Consider the following 21,426-nt stretch of genomic DNA (forward strand, 5'->3'; position numbering starts at 1 on the left):
CGCGGAAAGCGAAGCTAATTTCACATCATGTAGAAAACGGATTAATACTATTAATGTTTGTATTTAAACATTTTTAGTACCCTTACTAAGTTCCTGCGTACCTTTCAGCTCAAAATCCCATAGGACTATGATTGAACCTCACTGAATTAATACTCACGAAGGAAATTTCGAGTACTCGCCGTCAAAAGCGTTGCAATAACAAAATTGGATATCATGAAATGTTCGTATATTTTATATGAATTTTACATTATGAAATCAATTCATTTAATTATGCTATTTTAACTTAAAATTCCAATAATTAAAAATTATTCTATCTTTATTTATCTGATCAGATAAATATTACCCGTTTATTTTCGCTTCGATTGGGCCGAGCCGCTTCAATCAACTATATGTATATATAACAAAAACACAGAGCTTTTTTGCCCTGTGTTTTGTTTACTATTTTTATAAATGTTTAAAAACCATTAAATGGATCTAAATTTTCTTGAATAATAATGAAGCATTGTGACCGCCAAACCCTAGCGAGTTACTTAATGCATATGTGATTTCTTGTTGACGTGCTTCGTTTGGTACATAATCTAAATCACATTCTTCATCTGGTGTTTCAAGATTCATTGTTGGTGGTAAAATACCTTCTTTTAAAGCTAGAACAGAGAAGATTGCTTCGATTCCACCAGCAGCTCCAAGCAAATGACCTGTCATAGATTTTGTAGAGCTCATAGCTAATTTATAAGCATGTTCTCCAAAGACTGATTTAACAGCTTTTGTTTCAAATAAGTCATTATAATTAGTACTTGTTCCGTGCGCGTTAATATAATCGACAACTTCTGGCGCTACCTCAGCATCATCAATTGCTTGTTGCATAGAACGAGCTGCCCCTTCACCTTCTGGAGCAGGCGCTGTAATATGGAATGCATCACCTGTTGAACCATAACCTATTACTTCTGCATAGATTTTTGCTCCACGTGCTACTGCATGTTCATATTCCTCTAAAATAACAATACCTGACCCTTCACCAATTACGAAGCCATCACGATTTTTATCAAATGGACGTGATGCTGTTTGTGGATCTGGATTTAGTGTTAGTGCTGTATTTGAGCAGAAACCTGCAACAGCCATATTCGTGATTGGTGCTTCAGCTCCTCCAGCAATCATAACATCTGCATCACCACGTTCAACTACTTTAAAAGCATCACCAATTGAGTTTGTACCGGAAGCACAAGCTGTTACAGTACAAGAGTTAATCGCTTTTGCGCCAAAATGAATAGATACTTGGCCTGCTGCCATATCTGGAATCATCATTGGTACAAAGAATGGGCTAACACGACGTTGACCTTTTTCAATGAAATTCATAAATTGTTGTTCGTATGTTTCCATACCACCAATTCCAGATCCAATCCAAACGCCAGTACGTAAGCCTAGCTCTGGTGTAATTTCTAGATTGGCATCTTCAACTGCCATGATTGAAGCAGCTAATGCGAATTGTGTGAAACGGTCCATCTTACGTGCGTCTTTTTTAGAAATATATTTCTCTATATCAAAATCTTTTACTTCTGCAGCAACCTTAGCAGGGAATTTTTCTTGATCTAGTCTTGTTAAAGGACCTACTCCAACTTTCCCTGCTTTAATATTTTCCCAAGTTGTTGAAATATCGTTTCCTAGTGGTGTTACTGCTCCAATTCCAGTCACTACTACTCGACGTTTTGTCATGATTTTATTCCTCACTTTTCTTTTGAGTTATTTTCCCCATTTAATTGCTACTGCGCCCCAAGTTAGGCCTCCGCCAAATCCAACTAATACGATTAAATCATCATCATGAATTTTACCGTTTTCTAATTCTTCTACTAATGCGTTTCCGATAGAAGCGGCAGATGTATTACCGTATTTTTTGATAGCTGTTGACATTTTCTCAGGGGGTAGATCTAAACGTTGTCTTGCTGATTCCATAATACGAATATTTGCTTGATGTGGAATTAAATAATCTACATCATTTTTTGTATATCCTGCTTTTTCAATTACATTTAATGCTGATTGACCCATTTGGCGGACAGCAAATTTAAATACTTCGCGACCATTCATTGCAATATAATCTTGTTCATTTTGATAAAGGAATTTACCGCCTGAGCCATCTGAACCTAGCTCATAAGATACAATACCTCTTCCTTCAGAAACTTTTCCAATGATTGCAGCTGCTGCACCGTCTCCAAATAGTACTGCTGTATTACGATCTGTCCAGTCAACAATTTTAGATAACTTCTCTACACCTACTACTAATACATAATCATATGCATTACTTTCTACAAATTGCTTAGCTGTAATAAGTCCATAAATATAACCAGCACAAGCTGCTGATACGTCCATAGCTGCCGCATTTGTTGCCCCTAAACGTTCTTGAATCATACATGAAACACTAGGGAACGGTTGATCTGGTGTAACAGTCGCTACTAAAATTAAACCAACTTGTTCAGCTGTAATTCCTGCATCTTTAATTGCCTTTTCAGCTGCTTCAAATGCCATATCTGATGTATTTTGATTATCTTCAGCAATATGTCTTTCTTCTATTCCAGTACGAGTACGAATCCATTCATCGGAAGTATCCATCATTTTTTCAAGGTCATAATTTGTTAAGACCTTTTCAGGAACGCATCTTCCTACTCCAATAATACCAGCATTCATGAGGTAGCGCCTCTCTTCTTATTATCAATTATTAGTATCTGGTCTTAATTATAACGAATATTCTTTTACATTTCAACATGCTGCCATAATTTCGCCATCCATTGCATTAACGATTTTGAAAAGATTCTTTTAATTGAATAAGTATATATGATATGATAGAACAGGTAGAAATGTCAGTATAGAGGTGAAATAAATGAAATATATTATGTTAGTTATTTGGTCTGCACTATTAGTTTCTACATTAAACTACGTAGTCAGCTCTATCAACAATGTAACACTAGATGGCCCAGCATTCACTAAAGGCTTATGGATTTCACTTGTAATTTCCGCATTAATTATAATAATGGGTGCAGTAATTCCAAAAGATTCACCTAAAGAAATCGGTCATCATGAATAATGAAAATCCTGCCCTATCTAAAGCGGCAGGATTTTTTCTTTCTTCCTATATAAAATGAACAAAACAAATAAAAAAGAGCTTAATACTATTTGTAGGTATGTTAATACAATCTAGCTAAAAGTCGAAAAGTGTAGGTAGGACCGTAACGGGTTCCTAAGATGCTTTTTTAGTCTCCGAAAAAATCCCGGTGAAATTTTATTTTCCACCGGGATTTTTTGAAGACTTTATCAAAACATATTATGTGTTGAAGATTTTAAATTTCAGTCCTCTTTACGAATAACCACTTTACCATCTTCCAAAGAAACAACTAATTTTGTTCCTGCAGTTGCCTCTCCTTTTAGTAATTCTTGAGCGACTAATGTTTCGATATGACGTTGTACGAAGCGGCGTAGTGGTCTTGCACCGAATGCTGGATCTACTCCTTCTTCTACTACCCATTGCAATACATCGTCTTCTACTTGTAATTCAATTTCTTGTTCAGCAACACGTTTTTGTAATAAGGATACGTATTTTTTCGCAATTTCATAGTATTGTTCATTTGATAATGAATGGAACATAACAATATCATCTAAACGATTTAGTAATTCTGGTTTAAAATGTTGTTTTAATGCAGACATAACTAAATCTTCAACCGCATGTTCACTATCTTGATCTTTAATATCCATTAAATAATTTGACCCAATATTGGACGTTAAGATAATAACTGTGTTTGTAAAGTTGACAGTACGTCCTTGGCTATCAGTAATACGACCGTCATCCAAAATTTGTAGCAAGATATTGGCTACATCTGGATGTGCCTTTTCAATTTCATCTAATAATACTACTGAGTAAGGATTACGACGAACAGCTTCTGTTAATTGACCGCCTTCTTCGTAACCAATATAACCTGGAGGTGCTCCAACAAGGCGAGACACACTATGTTTTTCCATGTATTCAGACATGTCGATTCTGATAAAGTGATCTTCAGAATCAAATAGTTGTGCAGCTAATGCTTTCGCTAATTCCGTTTTACCTACACCAGTTGGTCCCAAGAATAGGAATGATCCAATTGGTTTGTTTGGATCTTGAATACCAGCTCTAGCACGCCAAACTGCTTCTGTTACTAAGCGTACTGCGTCATCTTGACCCACTACTCGTTCATGTAATGTGTCCTTTAAATGTAATAATTTTTCGCGTTCACCTTCGACTAATTTTGTCACTGGAATGCCTGTCCATCTAGAAACGATGGATGCAATTTCATCTGAAGTGACATCTTCACGTAATAGGCGATTGTCAGTACCTTCTTGTAAATTATTTTCTAATGATTGTAGTTCTTTTTCTAGTTCTGGAATCTTACCATGTCGTAACACAGCAGCTTTATTTAAATCATATTGATTTTCAGCTTCTTCTAATTCTCGACGATAGCGATTTAGAATTTCACGTTTTTCTTGAATGGTTTGTAGAGAAGCTTTTTCTGATTCCCATTGGTCTTTCATTGCATTAGATGATTCTTTTAGATTTTCTAATTCTTCACGTAAAGCAACTAATCGTTTTTTACTCGCCTCGTCTTTTTCTTTCATTAAAGCTTGTTCTTCAATTTCTAGTTGCATTTGACGGCGTGTAACTTCATCAAGTTCTTGTGGCATGGAGTCAATTTCTGTACGTATCATAGCACAAGCTTCATCGATTAAGTCGATAGCTTTATCTGGTAAGAATCGTTCTGTTAAATAACGATTTGAAAGTTCGGCAGCAGCAACTATTGCACGATCATGAATTTTGACTGCATGATGTAATTCAAAACTTTCTTTTAAACCACGTAATATAGAAATGGTATCTTCTACTGATGGTTCACGTACTAATACTTGTTGGAAACGACGTTCTAGTGCTGGGTCTTTTTCAATATACATTCTGTATTCATCTAAAGTTGTTGCACCGATACAATGTAGTTCACCACGAGCTAACATTGGTTTTAACATGTTCCCCGCATCCATTGCACCGTCTGTTTTACCAGCTCCCACAATTGTGTGGATTTCATCGATGAAAAGAATAATTCGACCTTCACTTTCTTTGACTTCTTTTAAAACACCTTTTAAACGTTCTTCAAATTGACCACGGTAGCTTGCACCAGCAATCAATGCACTCATATCTAATTCATAAATAAGATGATCTTTTAACCCTTCAGGAACATCCTTTTTCACAATACGTTGTGCTAGTCCTTCTACAATAGCTGTTTTACCAACACCCGGTTCACCAATTAATACAGGATTATTTTTTGTTTTACGAGATAGGATACGAATCACATTTCGGATTTCTTGATCACGACCAATGACAGGATCCATCTTCCCTTTTTTTACTTCTTCAACCAAATTTCGTCCAAATTGTTCCAATGGGCTTTTTTGTTCTTCATTATTCATTTTCATTTGCATAAGATCCAACTCCTTTGTTTGACCTTTATTGACCTTTTGATTAATTACATTATAGTTCTACTAACTCTAAATGTAAAGATAAATGTTTGACCTTTTTTGACCTATTTTATTTTCCAAATACATTTTAAATTTCAACATAAGTGTGACATTTTGTATGCATCTTATTAATTCAAATTTCCTATGTTATAATGAAGAAAAATAAGTGGGGGTTGAAGAAGATATGGTAACTTCTTATAAAATCGAACCACTTCCTGTCAAAATTCGAAAGATTTTTGAAGAAAATGGTTCTACAGTTAAAGTTTCAAAAGGCAGCCACTTATGCTTAGAAGGAGAACCAGTAAAGGATATTTTTTATGTTGTATCAGGAAAAGTCATTTTATCCAAAGAAACTGTCAGTGGTAAAGAGTTGACACTCCGTATTTGCGGTAATAATGACTGTATCGGTGAAGGTATCATTTTTAGTAAAACAGGCTATTATCCCTTAAGTGCAAAAGCTTTAGAAAATGCAAATATTATTACCCTTGATAAAAACTTATTCGAAATGTGTTTAAGCCAAGAACCTGATATGTTAATCGAGTGCATTAAATGGTTACAACTTCAAAATTTAAAATCACAAACAAAATTACGCGATTTACTTTTATATGGTAAAAAAGGTGCCCTCTATTCCACTATCATTCGATTAACAAATACTTATGGAATATTTCAAGAAAACGGTGATATTGAAATCGATTATCCGTTAACGAATTCTGATCTCGCAAATTTATGCGCAACAAGCCGTGAAGTAATTAATCGAATGCTAAATGAATTAAAAAAATCAAAAGTTATCTCCTTCGATAAAAGTATTATCACAGTCCATAATTTAAATTATTTAAAAGATGCGTGTGAATGTGAAAATTGCCCTGCAAGTGTTTGTCGTATTGACTAATATTCATCATTTATATATACCCAACAACAGTATATCTATACAAAAGGCTTGGTTCGCTATAGCGACCAAGCTTTTAATTATTAAGTTATACTAATATAATTTTTAGACAAAAAAATCAGTGAGGGAAAAGCAATCCTCACTGATTAAATCTCTGTATTTATCGAATACCTAGTGCCATTTTTGCGTAGCGTGACATCATATCTTTTGACCAAGGTGGGTTCCAAACGACATTTACATCGACATCTTTTACTTCTGGAATCTCGAATAATGCTGTACGAATTTGATCTACAATTACTGGACCTAATGGACAACCCATTGAAGTTAAAGTCATAGTAACCAAGCAAATACCTTCATCAGATAAATCTACATCATATACTAAGCCAAGATTAACTATATCAATTCCCAGTTCCGGGTCAATAACATTTTCTAAGGCACCTAGAATATTTTCTTTTAAATCTGCATCCATGGTGTTTCCCCTTTCCGTATAGTAATAACTCCATCATAACATTACTATTTTGTTATGCCAAATGGTCTGCAAGCCATTTCGTACCAGCAAGCATTCCTGAACGTGATACTTTATGTCCTGCTTTTTTATCAACAATGAAAGTTATATCATCAGTATGCTCTGCATAATCTTGTTGGATACTTTCATAAAATGCATAAGCAGGAGCAAACGGAACCATGTGATCTTTTTTACCATGCCAGAATAATACAGATCGTCCTGCCATTGTTTCTGGATGTTTACTCATATCAAAATAACTTAGCGTTGTTAACATCTTATCTAATTCTTTTTCAGATAGAGGAATTTTAAAACCTTTTTCTTCGATTTCGGCCATTTGGGCTTTCGCTAATTCAACATAAGCCGGTGCCCCCATCATGACAGCTGCCGTTTTAATCCATGGATACACTTTTAGACACCCCATTGTAACAATGGCCCCCATAGAAGTTCCAGAAACACCAATTTTGTCTGTAGCAAGTAATCCTCTTTCTTTCAATTGTTTATATAAATAGTTCACTTCTTCAATAGAAGTAAGGACTATCTCCCAAAAACGTAAACTTAGTTGAATCGAATCTAGATTTTCTTCACGATTGCCATGTAAAAGTGCATCTGGCATTAAAACCCGTATACCTTTGTTCACTAGTTGATACGCATAATGTAGGTTATGCTCTTTTGCACTCTCAAAGCCGTGTAAAAAAATCACTACTGGTGATTCAGCATTGATAGTTTCCTCATTATATATATGAAGTAAAGGGATATTGCCCCAAGTTTCTTGATCGACTTTCATTTATTTCACTCCCTATCTCTATGTTGTAATGTTATCAAAAAAAAGGGACTGTTACAAAGCTTTGACTAAAAGCTTATAGAAAGGATAAACTTTATATATATTTTCCTTTAGTCACAATATTTTCACATGTATGGCTATAATAATCGTAAATACACATTAAAGGAAGAAACGAAGGGAGTGTTACGAATGGTACAACCCCATTTGATTGTTTTAGATTTAGATGGTACTCTATTAACCGATGAAAAAGTGATTTCTGATAAGACAAAGCGCACGATTTTACAGGCAAAAGAAGCAGGTCATGAAGTGATGATTGCTACTGGTAGACCTTATCGTGCAAGTAAAATATATTATCATGAATTGGGCTTACATACGCCAATTGTGAATTTTAACGGTGCTTTCGTTCATCATCCATTAAATCAAAATTGGCATACTGTACACAGCCCTATTGATTTAAAAATAGTAAAAGAAGTAGTTGAATCCTTACATCGAGATCATTTTGAAAACTTGATTGCAGAAGTAATGGACGATGTATATGTCCAATACCATGATGAAAAATTACTCAATATTTTCAGTATGGGTGATCCTAAAGTTACAACTGGTGATCTAAAGAATTATTTACAAGATAATCCGACTAGCTTATTAATCCAATCCAATGAGAAGAGTGTTCCTATCATCCGTAAGTATTTAGCTGATACGAAAGCTGAACTGATTGATCATAGACGCTGGGGAGATCCTTTCCCAGTTATCGAAATCGTACGTCATGGCATGAACAAAGCTGTTGGACTTTCGCATGTAGCAAAAGATTTAGGTATTCCTCGTGACCGAATCATTGCTTTTGGTGACGAAGACAATGACTTAGAAATGATCGATTATGCTGGTGTCGGTGTTGCAATGGGTAACGGTATCGGCCAATTAAAAAATATCGCTAATGAAATTACAAAATCCAATAATGAAGATGGAATTGCAGAATTCCTAAAAGATCGACTTCGATTATAGAAATTAATATAGGAGGGGTTTGAAAAATGAGACTATACGCTGACAGTGCTTCTGATTTACCAAAATCATTTTACGAGCAAAACAATGTCAAAATTATCCCATTACGCGTTCAACTCAAAGGTAAAGAATATGATGATGTAATCGGTGTTGATATTCAAGAAGTATATAGTGCCATTCGTGAAGGCGAATTATTAAAAACTTCCCAAGCATCACCTGAACGCTTTTTAGAAGAATTTAATGAATTAGGTCAATCAGGAGAAGAGGGGCTCTACATCGCCCTCTCTTCTCAACTTTCAGGAACATACAGCACTGCTGTAATGATGGCTGAACAAGTAAAAGAAAAATACCCAGATTTGAAACTAACTATTATCGATTCAAAATGTGCTTCACTTGGTTATGGTCTATTAGTAAAAGAAGCTGTACGACTACGCGAAGAAGGATTTTCAGCAAATGAAATTGCTCAAAAAATTCGCTTTACTGCAGAGCACATGGAACATCTATTTACTGTAGAAGATTTAGATTATCTTGCAAAAGGTGGTCGTCTATCGAAAGCCAGCGCATTTATAGGTGGATTATTAAGCATAAAACCTGTCCTAGATGTTGAAGATGGCAAACTAGTTCCAATCGAAAAATACCGTGGCCGTAAGAAAGTATTTAAACGTATTATCGAGTTAATGGCAGAACGTGGTGAATCCCTTTCTGAACAAGTAATAGCTATTACGCATAGTGATGATTTAGAAGCAGCTGAAGAGATGAAAGCATTAATTATCGAAAACTTCCATCCAAAAGCAGTAGAAATTCAGTTAATCGGTTCTGTCATTGCTGCACATACAGGTACAGGTACCATTGCTGTTTTCTTCTTGAATCAACTTTCAAAAGATTAATAGATTTATATTAAATGTAGTGGGCGCTCGTTCAGACCCATAATAAAATCCCCATGATTTCTTAAATGAAATCATGGGGATTTTAAATGTTATGCGTTTTTATGTTTACGACCTCTTCTTAATAAGGCAACGATAAATCCGATGAACAATAAATATACAAAACCTAGTGCAATCATATACGGAATATTATAACCTTTATGATCTGTTACTTGGTATAGTTCTACAATTTCACGTTCTGATACTAAGTTATATTTACCATTTTCCGATTGACGTACAATATCATTTTCAAACATACCATGAAGCTCTTTATTCTTCCCAATTACAGAAGGGTCTAATTCGTATCTTTGCGTTTTAGCTGTGTTGTTAACCATTACAATCCATTTTTCATTATCAGAATATCGTTCATAAACCATTAAACCATTTTTGTTTTCTAATAGCTTATATTTTCCAGTACGAAGTGTTTCTGATTTGTTTCGGATGGATTGTAAATCACCAATATAGGATATAATGTCTTCTTTTGTTCGGAAATCCATTGAAGCAAGTGTATCAGTTGGTTTTACCCCATTTTGGGCAATTTCAGTACCATAAGTAACAATTGGTACACCAGGCATTGTCATTATGGCAGCTAGAGCTACTTTAATACGTGTTGGAGGGAACATATTCTCCTGAGCTGATGCATGAGTAAAACGAGCACTATTTAAATCATCAATCATTAATGCAGGAGGCTTTTCTGATTTACCATATGCATATTCTTTGTATGGATCTTCTACTTTAGATGAATCCTCATCAACACTTTTAAATATAGATTGATACGTATCAATCGTTTGTTTATTGTAATCTATGTCGAAGTTAGCATCGCTGTTCTCATTAGAAATAACATATAGATTGTTGTTTTGTTGTTTTAATGCAGAAATCATTTTATTAATGAATGCTGTATCTGCGTTCCCTAAATGAGTCAAACGAATCCCATCAACATTATACTTACTTACAAAATCTACAGCTGCATTAATTAAAGCTTGTTGAACATCTGGATTATTTGTATTCCAATTGATGCGATTATCACTTGCAGCTGTATACCAATCTTTGTGATCCCCTTCTAATGCCCAAACATGATCTTTGCTGACATTATTAATTGGGAAATCAACCATTGCTTTCATATTAATTTTGTGCAAATCACTTAATAATGATTTGAATTCTTTACTTGTCCCGAAATGTCGTTCAATCTTGCTGTAATCTACTACTGCACTCCCATCATATGTATCGGATGAAAATACTGAACCCATTGAAACCATAGTAAAGTCTAAATCTTGAATATGATTAATTTTCGTAGCAATACCTGCAAAGTCACCACCGTGGAATGCTTTGGGATCTTTTGCATTAATATTATAATCGTTTTCTACACTATCATCGAAAAAACGATCGACTAATACATCGTATATACTTTCATTTTCAATCTTATGTGTTTCTTCAGCATGTGCAATTGTCGTTGTGCTAATCGTAGAAGCTAACAACGCTGAAGCTACAGCTGTACTTATCCATTTTGCAACGTTCACCTTGAAGTCCTCCTCTGCAGAACTGTCCAAAGTAATTTTAACAAACCATTTCAAAACTCTCTATGTTTTCACTCAAAAAAACCCTAACAAATTCGACAAAACTGTGAAAAACGGAGTTGAATTCAATTTTTTAATAAGTATAAAGTATGAAATGTAATTTCGAGTATTTATTATTTGTGAATGAAAATTAATTGCTTTTCACTGGGATTTATTCGCTCTCTTCCCGGGTTTATTCGCTCTCTTCCCGGGTTTATTCGCTCTCTTCCCGGGTTTATTCGCTCTCTTCCCGGGTTTATTCGCTCTCTTCCCGGGTTTATTCGCTCTCTATTAAATTTTATTCGCTCTTTTAACAATTTAAGTTCTTAAAAACTCTCTCTTTTTTTCAGAATCGAATTTTCACCTAACAAAAAAACACACCCCAATATAAAGAGAGGTGTGCCAAATTAGAAGAATCTTTTTCTACCAGAATTTAAGTCCTAGTGGTAAGTGGAAGCCCATGTATATAGTAAAGACTAAGAAAACGATAAGTAGAGTCCATAATACGCCATTAGATTTACCTTTTTCTTTGCTAACTAATACCATTTCCATCATACCAATTACTAGAAGACCGCCTACTAGTTTTATGCCATATTGCATTGCCATATTACCAGCCATCGCTGTGCTGAATACCATTCCACCGGTGATAAGAATCAAGATGTAGAATACGCGTAATATCATATGTGTTACTTTTTGGCCTTTAGATCCTGTTTGCATCGAAGCTGATACAAAGAATAAAATGATTGCAATCACAATCGAAGTTAAATGCATGTGTACCATTCTAAAATCCTCCAAATTCTATTTAATAGTCATGTTTATCCTATCAAAACAGTAAGAACTATACAAATATAAGAGACCGATGGTAAACTACTTCCATCGGTCTGTGTCTAACTAGTGAATATTTCTATGAAATTATTCGAAGCGGTTCACTAAAGTACCAATGCCTTCGATTGAAACTTTAACCACATCGCCTGATTTTAAATATTGTGGAGGGTTCATACCTTTACCTACGCCAGCTGGAGTTCCTGTTAAGATAACATCCCCCGGCTCTAAAGTTACAAGTTTAGAGATGTCTACGATGATGTCCTCTACAGAATGCATCATATTACTAGTTGAACCATTTTGACGAACTTCATCATTTACTTTCGTTACTACTGTTAAATTTTGTGGATTTGGTATTTCATCTTTCGTTACTAAGTATGGTCCCATTGGGCATGAACCATCTAAGCTTTTTCCTAAGAAATATTGTTTATGTTTATCTTGTAAATCACGTGCAGTAATATCATTAGCAATTGTGTAACCAAAAACATAATCATATGCTAAGTTTTTGGGAATGTTTTTGCCTTTTTTTGCAATTACGACTGCCAATTCACCTTCGTAATCTAATTGAGAAGTGACATCCTCATGAACGGATAATGTTTGCTTATCTGCAGCAATAGAAGTTGGTGCTTTCGTGAAGACCATAATATCTTCTGGTGCATGATCTGAACCCATTTCTTTTGCATGTTCATTATAGTTTTTACCAATACAAATAATATTCTTTGTCGTACGAGGAATTGGCGCTAACCATTCAATTTCAGAAAAATCATGTTTGAATTGTGATGGATTCTCTGATTGTTGAGCAGCTCTTACAAGTTTACGAGTTTGTTCAACAAATTCGTAACCGTATGTCATTCCTTCGACAATTGTTGTCGCATAAGAAGGGAGTACTTGAAGGACTTCTTGAATTGCTAATACGTCCCAAACAGCTTCTTCTTTTTTTACTTTTGGACCAAAACTCAAAACATCGTTAAAACGAAAAGATAAGATTTTCATGAAAATTCGCACTCCTTCTTTTTTTACCATGATACAACATTTACTGATTAATTTCCTCTTTTTTTAGCACCGATTTTCCATAAGTTATTCTCTTCCATACTGCTTCAAGCGGACCTTGCTTAAATAGCATGAACCAAATCGTCGCAAAGACAAGCTGTATCACGTAAATGCCAATAGCTAACCATATTCCCGTATCTACGCCAATCTTACCATAAAGCCCTAAACCAAAATGATAAAAGACCATTGTACAGATAATTGATTGCAAAATATATACCGTTAAGGACATTCTGCCAGCCTTTGCAATTGGTGATAATACTTTTGTTGAATTAGGAATACAACAGATTAAGACAATCACACTAGCATAACCTAATGCTAAAATTGGACCGCCAAAATACGTTTGAATATAATCTAAGAGAAAATTACGATTCATATTATAAGGCAATGCTTTTAAGTATATGCCTAGTGGAACCATAATCACAGCTAGTATGCCCCACAAAAGCAGTTTATTTTTTGCTTTTTCGACCAATTGCCATTTTGAAGCGGCTGCTCCGATCAGCATATAAGGTAAAATTGTAAATAAAGCCATAATCCACATCGATGGTGAGAATTGAATAGACAAATCTGCTAGTCGTTGTATAAATGTGTCTGACCACGAACCAGAACCATAGGCCCTTAAAGCACCTTCTACTCCCTGAATATCGATAAACTGAGACATATCACTACTAGATGGATCAGACAATGTGGCAAATCCAATTAATAATGCCAATAAACCATTAATAGCCGTGTAGAATAATAATCCGATTGCTAATAAGATCCCTGGTTTTAAACGAATTAGCGCAATTACGAATAATCCACAAAAAGCATAGGTCATCAAAATATCTCCCCACCATATTAAAAACGCATGTAAAATACCTAATATGAAAAGGATGACTAACCGTTTAATGCCTATTTTATAAAACGAATCACCTAATCGAGTCGCTTTTGTATATTGCATGGCAAGTCCATAGCCAAATAGCATAGAGAAAAGTGGATAAAAACTGCCCTGTACCAATATATCTAACCACTTATGATATTCCTTATCAATTGGTACAGTAAACCACGTTTTCAAATCGATATATGGCAATGGTGTGCTAAATGCAAACATATTAACTAGTAAAATCCCAAGTAAACTGACACCACGAAGAATATCCAATGTATCAATTCTTTGTTTACTAGTTGTTGGTGTACTATTCACTTTTTTTAGTTTCCTCCTATAAATGAACTGATTGCTTCGCCTCAAATGCATAAATTACTTTTTCATCCACATGGATTTTTAAAATTTCCTCTAACGCTCTCTTATATAATGAAAGTTGAACATCATATCGATCAATCAATTCTTTACGTAGACCCTCGATTGTTTTCATATTTGACTGAATACGATCTGTTTTATAATCGAGTAAAATCCACTGTCCATTTGAATCTTTTAGTAAACAATCCACTACCCCTTGTACAATTTGTGTATCCCCTTCGCTATCCTCAAGACTAATTGTAAATGGTATTTCGCGATGTAATTCTAGCGCATTCATGAAACGATAACCCATCTCTGTTTCAAAAAATGCTACGATTTTAGAAGCTTGTACTGAAGCGCCCTCTTCTTGTGTTAGAAGTTGACGGTCTACTAATGTATACACAAATCGATGTACTGCTTCTTCATCATGTAAACCAGCTTGAGGTATATGTTGCATCACTGTATGCATAGCCGTCCCCATTTCTGCAGCTGTTAAAGAACGTTTTTGCAAAAATGCAGGTCTTGTTGCAATTCTTTGCTGATTTGATGATCCTTTTGTAAAATACTCTGGTTCTTCCTGTTCTTCTAATTGTTGAAGTCGTTTCAACTCACTTACAGATGTCTTAGATCGTTTGTTAATAGTGTTTTCAAAGGGATAAGGAGTATCAAATCGAGTATGAATTTCTTGTAAAATTGCTTCGTCGATTTGCGGTCTTTCTAGTTCAATGTCATCTTGTGTAGTTAACTCTTCATTTTTAGCTTTAAATTCATCAGTATCTACAACCGAAAGTTTCCAACTAGATAATTCCGTATTATTTTCATTATTCCCCTCAAAATCTGGGTGACGTGCAAATGCGGGACCAATCCAATCTAAATAGTTTTTGGCACTTGCTCGTATATAATCAGGAAGCATCTCCCCCTGTGGGATTCTTTTCGCTTCAAGCCATTTGTTTTGAGTTTTTTCCCAGTCTTTCACTGTACCAACTAGATATAATTTTTCCTTTGCTCTCGTCATCGCAACATACAATATACGCATTTCTTCAGACTTCATTTCTAAAGTTTTCTTTTCAACCATAGCTAAAAACGGCAATGACGTTTGTTGAATTCTTTTTTCTGGATCAATCATTTTAACTGCTAATCCAAACTCCTGGTCAAATAGATAAGGTAAATGGAAATCCATTTTGTTGAATTCTCTCCCTAATCCTGCAACAAAAACAAATGGGAATTCTAAACCTTTAGAAGAGTGAATGGTCATTAATCGTACAACATTCTCTTTCTCACTTATTGCACGAGCTGCTCCTAAGTCATCCCCTCGTAATTGCATCCGTTCTACAAATCGTAAGAAGCGGAATAATCCTCGGAATGATGTTTTTTCATAAGCAATCGCACGGTCATGTAATGCACGTAAATTGGCTTGTCGTTGTTTGCCATTTGTCATTGCTCCGACCATTTCATAATAATTTGTATCCATATATACACGCCAAATTAAATCAGCCAATGAACCACGTCTAGCTAAATCACGCCAATCTTCAAGGTGTAACAAAAATCGTTGTAATTTCTCTGCTGTACCAGATTTTAGCCCTGTTCCTTCATTACGTACGAATTGTTTTAATGCATCATAAAAGGATGCCTTTGGGTCGGCTAAGCGGATACTTGCTAGTTCATTTTCTGTTAATCCTACAAACGGTGCTCTTAACACTGATGCAAATGGAATATCTTGAAATGGATTGTCTATAATTTTTAATGTATTTAACATAATCATTACTTCCAGTGCTTCAAAATAACCTTTTGAAATTTCTGCATAAAGCGGAATACCAGCTGTTTTAAACTCTTCAACAATGTCAACAGACCAAGTCATGGATCGCATTAGAATGACAAAATCTCTATATTCAACAGGTCTTTCTTTTTTCTCCCATGGATCATAGACAACCATATTCGAATCCATAATTCGTTGTATTTCTTTAATAATATACCTTGCTTCCTGTTGAGACTTCTTCAAATCTTCTTCAGCCAATAACTCTGAATCGGATTCTTCTCCCTCTTTCTCAGCTTTATGTAAAATGGCCAATTCAAGAGGCATCTGTTTTTCATCATAAGGTGCTCTAGGTTTTAAAGCGGCTGCTTCATCATATGCAACTTCCCCAACCTCTTCTCCCATTACTTGTTGGAAAATAAAATTCGTACCATGAAGTACTTCTGATCTACTGCGGAAATTAGCATTTAAATCAATACGTAAACCTGTATCGGTTGGATTTTCGTTATACGTTAAATATTTGTGCAAAAATAATGTTGGTTCAGCTAAACGGAATCGATAGATAGATTGCTTCACATCACCAACCATGAACAAATTACCATGGGCTGCATCTCTGCTTTTCACAAGTTGTAATATGGTTTCTTGCAAACGATTCGTATCTTGATATTCATCCACTAAGACTTCTTTAAAATGTGCACGATACTCAAGTGCAACAGATGAAGGTACCAGTTCACCTTCTACTTCATCTGTTAAAATAGATAAAGCAAAATGCTCTAAATCTGAAAAATCGACTAACCCTTTTGCATTCTTTGCATTGCCATATTGTTCACTAAATTGAATTGCTAGTTCTACCAACGTTTCAATCATTGGTTTCATTAAACGAATTTCATCTAATAGTCTTTCAGGAGTTCGTTTGAAATAAGTTTCAATCGGTTTTTCAAAAAGTTCTTTTGCTTGTTTTCGTTTTGCTTTTGCTAGTTCTAGTAACTCTTCATCACAGCTACCCTTTTTTTGCGCTTTTGCACGGTCTAATTTAGTAGACTGGAAGAAAGTATAGGCTTCTGCCCAACTACGTTCTGTTACGAACCCTCTTGCTTCTTGGAACATAATCAGATCCTTTTGTGCAGTTTCTCCAAAAGCAAACGGACCATCAGGTTGTAAAGAGAGTTGACGAACTTCTTCAATTAAACCAATCGCGCCATCAATACTGTGTAAAATAGCTTTTTTTATATGCTTTGTCATTTCTAAATCATCGATGGTCATATTTTCATTAATCGTATAATAATCTGGTAATGAACATAGCCATTTAATCGGCTCAGGATTTACTCTGGACATTTCATAAAGTTTATATAGTAACGCTTCAATAGCTTGGTCATCACGGTCAGAAGTGAAACTATCAACCAAACGATAGATATCTTCCACATTTTCTCCATCATATGCTTCCTCAAGTACTTCAGCTAAAGTATCATCCTTTAATAATGCAGCTTCTGTATCATCTGCAATTCTAAACCCTGGATCTATATCTATTAAGTATGCATATTGTCGTACAATGTTTAAGCAAAATGAATGCAATGTTGAAATTTGAGCCTTATTAATCAAGCTAAGCTGTCTGCGTAAATGTTTGGATTGAGGATTTTTGCTAATTTCATTTTCTAAAGCATTAGCCATTCGATGGCGCATTTCAGCGGCTGAAGCATTCGTAAATGTCACAACTAGAAGCTGATCGACATCAATCGGATCTGTAGTAGAAATTACCTTTTCAATCATTCTATTTATAAGTACAGCTGTTTTCCCTGAACCTGCTGCAGCAGAAACTAATATATCTTGTCCAGATGCCCATATGGCTTTCCATTGTTCGTCTGTCCAAGTCGCATCTGCTGTTTTCTTAGGAATTTGAATCATCGTTTCCAGCCTCCTTACGAATTTTTTCAATAATTTCACCTGATTTTTCTATAGGAAGTTGACGGTAGTGTTGATCAGTATCTGTTGTATCAAATTGACAAACGCTCTTAAATGAACAAAACTCACATGCTGTCCGTTGATTCATTTTAAATGGGCTAATATCAGTACAACCAGTTAATATTTCTTCTCCAGCGTTTTTATGCTTGTTTCGAACAAAGTTTCTTAAGGATTGCATATCATTCGGTGCAATAACAGAGGAAATATTAGGCGATGTACTACCATCCTTTTTCATGTAAATTGGAACGACTTGAGAGTAACCCCCACCATCAGCCAATTGATCATCCATTGCTAATATTGAGTCATTATCATCTAACAATAATCCACGCATTTTGAAGTCTTTTAAACGTTCATTTTCGGCTTCATCTAAAGTTAAGCTATTATTCGTATTTAACATGGGATTATGAATATGAATGTATAATACCCCTCCAGCTTCTGCATGAATCGGTAGCCATTCCTCAGAGTTTGTAATAGCAACATCCAAATACGTTAGCATTTGTAACGATAATCCATGGTAAACATCATTCAATTCTAATTTATGTGCCGATGATTTATAATCCACTACACGAATATATGGTTTATCATTGACTGTTGTTGCATCTACTCTGTCGATCCGGCCCCGCATTTGCATTTTCTTATGGTCATTAAGTTGAATAACAAGTGGTGGTAAAGGATCTCCTGGTCCGAATGCAGCTTCTACTGCAATTGGCTTAAACCCAGAAACTCTTGCATGTTGACTAAGGGATTGCATCGTCCGCTGTATAATATAAGTAAGTTTACGCTGAATATAACGATAACGTGCAGTACTTAACAGGATTTGATGATATAGAAGTGGCGAAATTGCTTCTACAGCTTTCTTTGCTAATATTGCACACTGTTCATTTGATAACTGAGCCCACGTAATATTTAGACGATCTGTTTCTTCCCCTATCCATTTCAATGCCGCATGGAATAAATCCCCAATCGTGGGTGTTTCCAAACGATATTCTGCTCTTTCCTCTAAATGAAGACCATATGAAGAAAAGTGAGCAAATGGGCACCGATAGAATTGTTCGATACGGGATACGCTTGAAGTTAAAGTAGATCCATATAGGGCTTCTGTATTCTCTGGCGTTAGATTTTCTGCTCTATTTGATGTTTTTAGTGATCGCATTAAGCGTTCCAAAACACTATTCCAATAGGGGTCTTCTTCATAATAACGTTGGAGTGCAAGCCACTCGGCTCCCATTTCGTGATCTTCTAAATGTAACCGAAGTTGTTTCATTAAAAAAGCTAATGAAGTTCTAGGATGAACAATATAAGAAAGTGCACTTTGCTCATCTGTTGATTCACTAGGATCAACTAAGGCAATCGTTTTCTTTATATTTTTTAATTGATCTTCTAAACGTTTTATATAAAGTGAAGGTAAAAGAGCTTTACTTTCTTCATCCGCAATTGCATATGACACGATTAATCGATCAGATTCCATTGTGAAAGCATGATATGTTATGAATTCTTCTTCAAGTAGTCGCGTTTTAGAAGTAGGAGCAATTTCATAACCAATTTGTGCAAACCATTCTCGTTCGTTATCTGCTAATAATCCCTCATAATCCATACGCTTCGGATAAACGCCTTCATTAACACCGATGACAAAGACAGCTTTTGTCTTGGTTAGACGTGCAATATCTGATGTCGCAACGGTCACTTGATCGAGTGAAGGGGGAATTCGAGAAAATTCCAATGTGTCAAAGCCCTCATCTAAAATTTCAAATGCTTCTTCTACAGTTATTTGTTGATCACCAAATAGCATGACAAACTGATCGAGTATTTCTACCCAGTTATTCCACGCTTGTTCATGCTCACTAGCTTCTAACAATCGACCTTTTTCAATTTCACGATCCTTTAAAGCTTGGAGTTTATCAAAAACTTCTAGATTTTCTATAAAAGTATATAATGCTGTAGCAATATCTACTCCTGTTGTAGCCTCTTTTAATTGATCTTCGAAAGCTTTTAAAGGTTCGCGGATTTTTCCCCGCACCGCTTCAATTTCTTGTTGGTAAGCTCGCTCTTCGTCGGTTTGATTCTTTGTATACAACTCTAAGCCACGATATTTTTTATAAATCCAACGATTTTCATCAAACCAACGTTTACCATATATTCCTTGCGCTAATACGAAATTTTCAAGTATGTCTGCTCTTTCCCTCCAAATTTGAATATCAGTCGTTGTTGGGAAGAACAAATCGGTTTTAATCGCACGGAAAATAGGCTCATACTTCCAATCAGATTGAATCGTTTCTAATGCTGAACGACTTAACTCAATAAGTGGATGATGAAGCATCGGTTTTTTCTGACTGACAAAGACAGGAATATCATATTGTGGGAAAACGGTTGAAATCAGTGGATCATATACATCAGCCTGACGATATAAAATAGCGATATCGCGGTAACGCATCTGATTATTTTGTGTTAACTCTTTAATTCTTCTTGCAATGGCATTAATTTCAGCACGGCGATTCGCTGCTTCGATTATTTCTACACTACCATCACTTTCTTGTTCAATCGGTGGGAACACTTCAAACTGGCTTTCAATATGGCGTAAATCCTCGGTTTTAAAACGGTATTGCTGTGCACAATGAGTTATTGGCTCAACTTCTATTCCATTCGAAAAGGCCAATTCTTTCAGTCTTGCACAGGTACGTGCTGATTGATAAAACAAAGCTTGTTCATCATCTGCATCCGCTTCTGCTTCCATTGGTAAAACAACCGTAACACGTTTTGCTACCTTTAAGAGTTCTTGAACTAGCTCAAATTCCCTGGTAGTAAATGCTGTAAACCCATCTATATAAATATCTGCTCGGCGAATCGTTTCAGAATTTACTAGCTGCGCAGTTAGTAGCGGATAATACCCCTCACTATCCACATATATAGTCCCTAATGATTCTTCAATTGCTTGGACAAGAAGATGTAAATCATGCACTTTATCTCGTAAAGTTAGAGGAGCTGCTACTTGCTCCAAATTTTCTTCTAAGTTCGTTAATGCTGCACTATCCAAACTATATCTGCTGAATTCTTTTAATAACGATTCCATTTCAGCAGTAAATCCTCGCTTATCTGCCGATTTCCGAAACAACGCAAACTCTTCTTTATGATTTTCTAGCAGTTTACGAATTAGCATCCTATAAGCGAAGCCATTTACTTCTTTACGACTAATTCCACCTGTTTCTTGCAAAACACGCCATGCTAAACGTTTAAAAGTAGTGACCTGTGCTCGTATTAACCCTTTCACGTCGTAATCGTGTGTCATATCGTATTCTGCAGAAAATGACATTTGATCTGGCACAATTAAGAAAATAGGTGAACCTATCGGCTGTTTTTCTACTTCAGCTACGATTTCTTTTTGTATTAATGTAGTTTTCCCTGTTCCTGAACGTCCTGTTACAATACGTAGCGACATATTAAATCCTCCTCACTTACTTTTATATCTACTAACAGCTT

At 35.4% G+C, this 21,426-nt stretch carries 15 protein-coding genes; 4 read left to right on the forward strand and 11 right to left on the reverse strand.

From position 1 onward, the window contains the following. Nucleotides 1-474 precede the first annotated feature (474 nt). Nucleotides 475-1,710, reverse strand: a complete 1,236-nt coding sequence (gene fabF / locus ABE048_RS17210) for a beta-ketoacyl-ACP synthase II (RefSeq protein ID WP_430312503.1) — start codon at nucleotides 1,708-1,710, stop codon at nucleotides 475-477. Nucleotides 1,711-1,737: 27 nt separating this feature from the next. Beyond that, complete coding sequence (locus ABE048_RS17215) at nucleotides 1,738-2,676, reverse strand: beta-ketoacyl-ACP synthase III (RefSeq protein WP_430312504.1); 939 nt, start codon at nucleotides 2,674-2,676, stop codon at nucleotides 1,738-1,740. Nucleotides 2,677-2,869: 193 nt separating this feature from the next. On the opposite strand from ABE048_RS17215, the gene ABE048_RS17220 reads away from it, so the two are divergent. Continuing rightward, nucleotides 2,870-3,073 (forward strand): YjzD family protein, encoded by a 204-nt coding sequence (locus tag ABE048_RS17220; RefSeq protein ID WP_430312505.1) that lies wholly within the window; start codon nucleotides 2,870-2,872, stop codon nucleotides 3,071-3,073. A 260-nt stretch (nucleotides 3,074-3,333) separates the two neighbouring features. Here ABE048_RS17220 and ABE048_RS17225 read toward each other — a convergent pair whose 3' ends face one another. Beyond that, nucleotides 3,334-5,472 (reverse strand): ATP-dependent Clp protease ATP-binding subunit, encoded by a 2,139-nt coding sequence (locus ABE048_RS17225; RefSeq protein ID WP_430312528.1) that lies wholly within the window; start codon nucleotides 5,470-5,472, stop codon nucleotides 3,334-3,336. A 208-nt stretch (nucleotides 5,473-5,680) separates the two neighbouring features. Between ABE048_RS17225 and ABE048_RS17230 the strand changes: the two genes are divergently transcribed. After that, the gene (locus ABE048_RS17230; RefSeq protein WP_430312506.1) at nucleotides 5,681-6,403 is read left to right on the forward strand and encodes a Crp/Fnr family transcriptional regulator; all 723 of its coding nucleotides are present in this window, start codon (nucleotides 5,681-5,683) and stop codon (nucleotides 6,401-6,403) included. 157 nt (nucleotides 6,404-6,560) lie between these two features. Here the strand turns inward: ABE048_RS17230 and ABE048_RS17235 are convergent, their stop codons facing one another. Both ABE048_RS17235 and ABE048_RS17240 read right to left on the reverse strand, forming a co-directional pair. Next, on the reverse strand, nucleotides 6,561-6,869 hold the full coding sequence (locus ABE048_RS17235; protein ID WP_430312507.1) for a metal-sulfur cluster assembly factor: 309 nt from the start codon (nucleotides 6,867-6,869) through the stop codon (nucleotides 6,561-6,563). Between the two features lie 52 nt (nucleotides 6,870-6,921). Then, nucleotides 6,922-7,689 (reverse strand): prolyl oligopeptidase family serine peptidase, encoded by a 768-nt coding sequence (locus ABE048_RS17240; RefSeq protein WP_430312508.1) that lies wholly within the window; start codon nucleotides 7,687-7,689, stop codon nucleotides 6,922-6,924. Nucleotides 7,690-7,875: 186 nt separating this feature from the next. Here ABE048_RS17240 and ABE048_RS17245 point away from each other — a divergent pair, with 186 nt between their 5' ends. Further along, the gene (locus ABE048_RS17245) at nucleotides 7,876-8,685 is read left to right on the forward strand and encodes a Cof-type HAD-IIB family hydrolase (RefSeq protein ID WP_430312509.1); all 810 of its coding nucleotides are present in this window, start codon (nucleotides 7,876-7,878) and stop codon (nucleotides 8,683-8,685) included. A 26-nt stretch (nucleotides 8,686-8,711) separates the two neighbouring features. Next, complete coding sequence (locus ABE048_RS17250; RefSeq protein WP_430312511.1) at nucleotides 8,712-9,569, forward strand: DegV family protein; 858 nt, start codon at nucleotides 8,712-8,714, stop codon at nucleotides 9,567-9,569. A gap of 89 nt (nucleotides 9,570-9,658) precedes the next feature. Here the strand turns inward: ABE048_RS17250 and ABE048_RS17255 are convergent, their stop codons facing one another. The 6 genes from ABE048_RS17255 to addB all read right to left on the reverse strand — a co-directional run bounded on the left by ABE048_RS17255 (nucleotide 9,659) and on the right by addB (nucleotide 21,385). Next, nucleotides 9,659-11,122, reverse strand: a complete 1,464-nt coding sequence (locus ABE048_RS17255) for an alpha-amylase family glycosyl hydrolase (protein ID WP_430312512.1) — start codon at nucleotides 11,120-11,122, stop codon at nucleotides 9,659-9,661. A gap of 459 nt (nucleotides 11,123-11,581) precedes the next feature. Further along, nucleotides 11,582-11,938: a YisL family protein gene (locus tag ABE048_RS17260; protein ID WP_430312513.1), complete on the reverse strand. Its 357-nt coding sequence runs from the start codon at nucleotides 11,936-11,938 to the stop codon at nucleotides 11,582-11,584. 132 nt (nucleotides 11,939-12,070) lie between these two features. Next, nucleotides 12,071-12,973 (reverse strand): fumarylacetoacetate hydrolase family protein, encoded by a 903-nt coding sequence (locus ABE048_RS17265; protein ID WP_430312514.1) that lies wholly within the window; start codon nucleotides 12,971-12,973, stop codon nucleotides 12,071-12,073. A 40-nt stretch (nucleotides 12,974-13,013) separates the two neighbouring features. Next, nucleotides 13,014-14,207, reverse strand: coding sequence for a DUF418 domain-containing protein (locus ABE048_RS17270; protein WP_430312515.1), 1,194 nt, complete (start codon nucleotides 14,205-14,207; stop codon nucleotides 13,014-13,016). Between the two features lie 16 nt (nucleotides 14,208-14,223). Further along, nucleotides 14,224-17,895 carry a helicase-exonuclease AddAB subunit AddA gene (gene addA, locus ABE048_RS17275; RefSeq protein WP_430312516.1) on the reverse strand — a complete coding sequence of 1,224 codons (3,672 nt, stop codon included), beginning with the start codon at nucleotides 17,893-17,895 and terminating at the stop codon, nucleotides 14,224-14,226. Further along, complete coding sequence (gene addB, locus ABE048_RS17280) at nucleotides 17,879-21,385, reverse strand: helicase-exonuclease AddAB subunit AddB (protein WP_430312517.1); 3,507 nt, start codon at nucleotides 21,383-21,385, stop codon at nucleotides 17,879-17,881. Before addB ends, addA begins: the two co-directional genes overlap by 17 nt. Nucleotides 21,386-21,426: the final 41 nt, after the last annotated feature.

It is taken from the genome of Rummeliibacillus pycnus, from assembly GCF_050459865.1.
Classification (GTDB): domain Bacteria; phylum Bacillota; class Bacilli; order Bacillales_A; family Planococcaceae; genus Rummeliibacillus; species Rummeliibacillus pycnus_B.